Source organism: uncultured Ruminococcus sp. (assembly GCA_902785355.1).
Classification (GTDB): domain Bacteria; phylum Bacillota; class Clostridia; order Oscillospirales; family Acutalibacteraceae; genus Ruminococcoides.
The window spans coordinates 1-5,337 of sequence record CACZYF010000063.1 but is presented as its reverse complement, the minus strand read 5'-3'; the positions used below and the strand labels follow the sequence as shown (position 1 = coordinate 5,337).

Genomic DNA, 5,337 nt, shown 5'->3' with positions numbered 1-5,337 from the left:
GTACACGTTACCGTTACCGGCAACAGCCAGATCAACGGCGACGTTGAGATTTCTGCTTCTAAGGGCGACGCGAAGGAAGGCTTCTCCCTGACCCTCGAGGGCGGCAGCATGACCGGCAATATCGTAGTCGACGCTTCTGCTCAGGCTCTGGTCGGCGAACATAACAAGGTCACCAAGGCTGATAACTTCACTAAGGAAGCTCCCGAAGGCTTCGAGTGGGTATCCAACGGCGACGGCACCAGCACTCTCGCTAAGGTTCAGGATCTCTTCCCGGGTCACTCCATCTCTCTCGATGGTAACATCAACCTCAATTTCTACATCAACACCAACGCGATCCCGAATTATGCTAACGCTTCCAGCGTTACCGCTACGTTCACTTGGGACAGCAAAGCTACAGAGTCCGATAAGCACTACGGTGATGACGTTGTTGTGGTTGATCTGAAGGATAATGATCATACTCCCGACGCTAACGGTTGGGTCATGGCTTATGTTCCGGTCAACGCTGCTCAGATGGCGAACCAGATCAAAGCTAAAGTATATGTCGGAGACGGCGAAGCTCTGGCTGAAACCGATACTTACAGCGTTAAGGAATACGCCGAGACCATCATCGCCGGCAACTATAACGCAAAAACCAAGACTCTGGTCAAGGAAATGCTCAACTACGGCGCAATGGCTCAGAAGGTATTTGAGAGCCAGCTCGTAGACAAGCCCGCAAAGCTTGCTAACGCCGGTCTCTCTGCAGCTGATCTTGCTGCTATCGAAACCGAGATGAATAACGTCACCAGCGCTAAGATCATCGGCGCAGTCGAGACTACGAACGGTCATCGCGGCGCTACTGTTGAACAGCTCCGTGCTATCGGTACCGCGATCGGCGGCGAGTGGACCACCACCAGCGTGATCTTCCTGGACGGCAACACCATCAGACATTACTTCAACAATGTAAATGAGAAAGACGACTTTGCTCCCAATACTGCCGTACAGGATAAATGGTTCCACTATGTACAGAAGGAAAATATCGCTGCTGCCGATCTCGATAAGCTCTATGACTTCTCCATCGGCGGTGAGAGCTTCCAGTACTCTGTCCTCGATTACGCTGCGGCTGTTCTGGAGAGCGGCATGGGCGATGACGCTGAGAACCTCGCAAAGGCTCTGTACCTGTACAACCAGGCGGCTAACGCTTACTTCGGTTAATTATCGGAAAGGAAATGATAAACTATGAATAAAGAGACTTACGAGCGTCTGGTTATAGACGTGACTCAGTTCGATGCAGAGGATATCATCACCACTTCCGGTGAGGAGCCTCCCGTACCGATCCAGCATTCCACTCATATGGGAAGATTTGAGCAGGGCCTCGGCCTCCCGCTGGGAATCTAATCCTACTGCGCAGCGAATTTGATCGCTGAACAAATGTTGTTCCGTAAAGAATAACGAATAATGCGCCGCCGTTTTGAGCGCTTTACTCAGAACGGCGGCGCAGAAAATGTATCGACAGCTATGCCGGTATTCAATAAAAACTCAAACGATTATTGAGTTTTTATTGAATGTCAGCGTCAAGGAAGTGTATTAATGAAATTAAACGAATGCTTTATCCCCCATCAGATCGACGGCCAGGCGGTAATCGTCCCCGTCGCCGGTACCGAGTTCCACGGCTTGATACAAGGTAACAAGACCCTCTCGGTAATTGCCGAGTGTCTGACCCGCGACGTCACCGAAGAAGAGATCGTCGACGTCCTCTGCGAGCGCTTTGACGGCGACAGAGAGGTTATCCGCGCCGATGTAGCCGCAGCGATAACTCGTCTGAAAGAAATAGGCGCGATAGATGAATAAAAAGTTCGAGGACGTCATCGCCGAGCAGGGCAGACTGGTTTATACAAATGTCGGCGACAGCATGTTTCCCATCATCCGCGAGGGTGATCTGCTGGTGATTAACGCCGTCACAGAACCGCTGAAGGTCGGCGACGTCCCGCTCTATAAGCGGGATAGCGGTCAGTATATCATGCACCGTATCGTCGCTCTTAAGAACGGCAAATACACGATGAAGGGCGATAACCGCGCGATAGCTGAAAAAGGGATCACCGACCGTCATATCATCGGCGTACTGACCGGCATCGTCCGCAACGGTAGGACATATCCCGTTGAGACCGTGGAGGAGTACACCGTACGGATCGCAAAGGAACTGATCTATCTGCTCTCCTGCGCTGTAAACGAAGAGACCCCTGACCCGGATAGGGTCAAAGGCATGGATATGGCGGAGATATACCGCCTATCCCGCGAGCATATGCTCACCGCTGCCGTCTCCTACGCTCTCGAGAAAACCATCCCTCTCCCCTACGCCTTCAACCAAGCTCAGAAGAAAGCCATCCGCAAGCTGACGCTCTTTGAAATAGAACGCGCGGCTATTACGCGGGAGCTTGAGAAAGCGGGGATCTGGTATTTGCCCCTGAAGGGTATTTTGCTCAAGAACGATTATCCGAAATCCGCCATGCGCGAAATGAGCGACAACGATATTCTGGTCGACAACACAAAGATGCCCGAGGTCAGACAGATCATGGAGCGCTTAGGCTATACCTGTGAGATGTACGGTAGGTTTAACCACGACGTCTATTCTAAGCCCCCGACGCTCGAGTTTGAAATGCATCATTCGTTGTTTGATAAGGATGTGCTCCCCCATCAGGACAGGTACTACAAACATATCCGTGAAAAGCTCCTTCCCCTGCCGGGGAGTGAATACGGCCTTAAAATGACGGACGAGGACTTTTACCTCTATATCCTTTGCCACCTGTACAAGCACTATACCCACGCGGGCTCCGGTCTGCGCTCGTTGCTTGATATCTATGTTTTCCGGCGTGCCCACCCCAACTTAGATCGCGAATACCTCGACGCAGAGCTCCAAAAGCTCAAGATCGCCGATTTTGAGAGAAAGATACGCCGCATGTCACAGAGTCTCTTCACCGTCGGCGAGCCGGATGAAGAGGATCAAAAGGACTTTGTTTACCTGATTATGTCGGGATATAAAGGTAAATTTGAAACGCTTGAGCACAATCAGCTGGTCAAAAATCTAAACAACGATGACAGCAAGGCTTCAAAGCTGCGTTATCTGAAAAAACGCTTTTTCCTCTCCGGAGACTCTTTGCAAAAGCAGTATCCCTTTTTTGCTAAGCATAAAGCGCTATATCCGCTGCTGTTGATCTACCGCCCGCTCAAGGGCGCAGTCACGCACCCAAAAGGAATACTACGCGAATTATACAGAGTCAAAAGCTTTAAAAAAGAAGGATAGAATATGAACGAAAACATGAACGAAAACATGAACGAAAACATGAACGAAACAAAGAAAGAAAACATTTTTCACAACCTGAAATTCCAGAACACGATCAGAATACTGACCGCCTTCTCATTTCTGCTGTTTGCCGCCTACCAGACTTTTCTGTCTTTTATGATAGACGTCAACAGAGTCGGCAGACTGATCGGAGTCGCCATCTACTTCCTCATCTCCCTTGCGTCATTCCTGGTGTTCTCCGATACCTACGCAGTCAGAACGCTGCGTTCCATACTGCTTGTGTCCGGATTTCTGGGCCTGGTCGTCACAAGGCTGTTTAACGCGCCTATCATTATCGACTTCCTGAATACCGGCGGAACGCCCGGTAAGATGTACTTTGCGGTATTCCTAATGTCGCAGCTTGCTACGATTATGCTGACAATCGGCTATCTGATCTTAAAAACAAACCGAAAGCCGAACGCCACGCGCACTCCCGTGACCGTTATGATGGTCATAGTGATCATCTTGTTTATAGTATCCCTGATACTCGAAGTAGTTTTGATCCTCAAATATCATATGCTGATCGATTTGGGCGTAAGGCTAACCTTACTCGGCAGAGTTTTATTCTGCGGCGGCTTCGCCGGCACAGCGCTGGGACTCATTCTCCCCGCTCCTAAAATCGAAGAAAAGCCCAGAATGGGTCATTATGTTTATTCTGACAGCAACAAAGATGAAATCGATCTGGTCTTATAAGCAGGCATAACCGGAGGTGTAATATGAAAAGAATAGGTTCAATCGTTATCGCTCTGCTCTTTATACTGACTGCCGTTTACACGCTCCCTTCAACATATGCGGCCGACAATCGTCTGCGTGGTGATGCCGACCGCAACGGTGAAGTCACGCTTCCGGATTCGACGCTTATTCAGTATGTTTTGTCCGAGATCGAGGACTATGACCTTGACGAGCAGGCTGCCGATGTAAACGGCGACGAAACGGTCGATATCACAGACGCAACACTGATTCAGCGGTATCTGTTAGGTTTTGACAATCCCTATCAAATCGACGAGATTATCGGCTATTCCGATCCTACAACGCCCACAACGGCAGCTCCCACAACGGCAGCTCCCACAACACCGACGCCGACACGCGACCCGTATGAGCTGCCGTTTATTCCGAGTCACTGATACATCTATGGAGGTTACAATGAGCAAAAAAGTCATTTCGTTAATCGCAGCACTTATGTTGATCGTCTGCATGTTGGCAGGCTGCGGAAAGGAAAAGAAGGATAACACTGAGACAGCTCCTTCTACCGTCACCGAAACTCAACAAGCCGACAAAGCGACTGAGGCAAAGTCGGACAAAAAGTCCGATCAGGCCGAAACAACCGCTGATGACAAGAAGTCCGACGACCAGAAATCCGAAAAAAAGAATTCTGACGAGAAAAATGCCGAAAATGACAAATCCGCCTCTGATAAGCAGAGCGGCGGCTCCGATGCAGGGAGCAACAGTGAAAGCTCACAGAAGAGCAGCGGCTCCGATTCAGGCAAAAGCGGAGAAAGCTCCAAGAGCGGAACTTCTTCAAAACCTCAGTCTGATTCCCACGCTGATGTTCCCCAGCCCTCCTTCGGCAAGTATGAACTGCCGTTCATTCCGGATTAAAAGGATCACAGCCAACGTATAACGTATTCGGATCGCCGCCGAAAGCATCACTTTTGCGGTAAACAATACACACATCACTCTGTAACGCATAAAATAACGCGAATAGGCTGCCGCTAAACTTTCAGTTTTGCGACAGCCTATTTATTTTCACGCCTTGAAGGCACCAATAAAAGCCCGCAGATCTTACCGTTCTGCGGAATTTTTGTCTAATGTCCATTCGTACCTATCCCGGGGCATTCTTTGCAGCTTTCATCTGCAAAGAAGCAGAGAGAGCCGATAATACAGCCTTCCCTGCTTTATACTAATCCTTGATAAAAAGATTTGTAGGCGCATTGTAAAATGAAGTTGCAACAATAAAATAAAAGAGTCCACAGTGACGATTCTGTAGTAGAATTGAGTTTGCGGAACCAATTCGAAAGGAT

General features: G+C 49.4%; 7 protein-coding genes. All 7 read left to right on the top strand.

The genetic code is table 11. The features are described from left to right. The coding region (locus tag R2I50_RS09910) for a hypothetical protein (RefSeq protein WP_316608980.1) at positions 1-1,191 on the top strand (1,191 nt) is incomplete at its 5' end. A 24-nt stretch (positions 1,192-1,215) separates the two neighbouring features. Next, on the top strand, positions 1,216-1,374 hold the full coding sequence (locus R2I50_RS09905; protein ID WP_316608979.1) for a hypothetical protein: 159 nt from the start codon (positions 1,216-1,218) through the stop codon (positions 1,372-1,374). A 192-nt stretch (positions 1,375-1,566) separates the two neighbouring features. Next, on the top strand, positions 1,567-1,827 hold the full coding sequence (locus tag R2I50_RS09900; protein WP_201428029.1) for a PqqD family protein: 261 nt from the start codon (positions 1,567-1,569) through the stop codon (positions 1,825-1,827). Then, positions 1,820-3,277 carry a nucleotidyltransferase family protein gene (locus R2I50_RS09895; RefSeq protein WP_316608978.1) on the top strand — a complete coding sequence of 486 codons (1,458 nt, stop codon included), beginning with the start codon at positions 1,820-1,822 and terminating at the stop codon, positions 3,275-3,277. Before R2I50_RS09900 ends, R2I50_RS09895 begins: the two co-directional genes overlap by 8 nt. Before the next feature lie 3 nt (positions 3,278-3,280). After that, positions 3,281-4,009 carry a hypothetical protein gene (locus R2I50_RS09890; RefSeq protein ID WP_316608977.1) on the top strand — a complete coding sequence of 243 codons (729 nt, stop codon included), beginning with the start codon at positions 3,281-3,283 and terminating at the stop codon, positions 4,007-4,009. Positions 4,010-4,032: 23 nt separating this feature from the next. Next, entirely contained in the window at positions 4,033-4,440 is a 408-nt protein-coding gene (locus R2I50_RS09885) for a dockerin type I repeat-containing protein (RefSeq protein WP_316608976.1), read from the top strand. 19 nt (positions 4,441-4,459) lie between these two features. Further along, complete coding sequence (locus tag R2I50_RS09880) at positions 4,460-4,915, top strand: hypothetical protein (RefSeq protein ID WP_316608975.1); 456 nt, start codon at positions 4,460-4,462, stop codon at positions 4,913-4,915. The last annotated feature ends 422 nt before the right edge of the window (positions 4,916-5,337 follow it).

Bases quoted from the DNA above. Each gene is read 5' to 3' on its own strand.
- R2I50_RS09900 (WP_201428029.1), top strand. From the start codon at position 1,567: ATGAAATTAAACGAATGCTTTATCCCCCATCAGATCGACGGCCAGGCG.
- R2I50_RS09890 (WP_316608977.1), top strand. From the start codon at position 3,281: ATGAACGAAAACATGAACGAAAACATGAACGAAAACATGAACGAAACA.
- R2I50_RS09905 (WP_316608979.1), top strand. From the start codon at position 1,216: ATGAATAAAGAGACTTACGAGCGTCTGGTTATAGACGTGACTCAGTTC.
- R2I50_RS09885 (WP_316608976.1), top strand. From the start codon at position 4,033: ATGAAAAGAATAGGTTCAATCGTTATCGCTCTGCTCTTTATACTGACT.
- R2I50_RS09880 (WP_316608975.1), top strand. From the start codon at position 4,460: ATGAGCAAAAAAGTCATTTCGTTAATCGCAGCACTTATGTTGATCGTC.
- R2I50_RS09895 (WP_316608978.1), top strand. From the start codon at position 1,820: ATGAATAAAAAGTTCGAGGACGTCATCGCCGAGCAGGGCAGACTGGTT.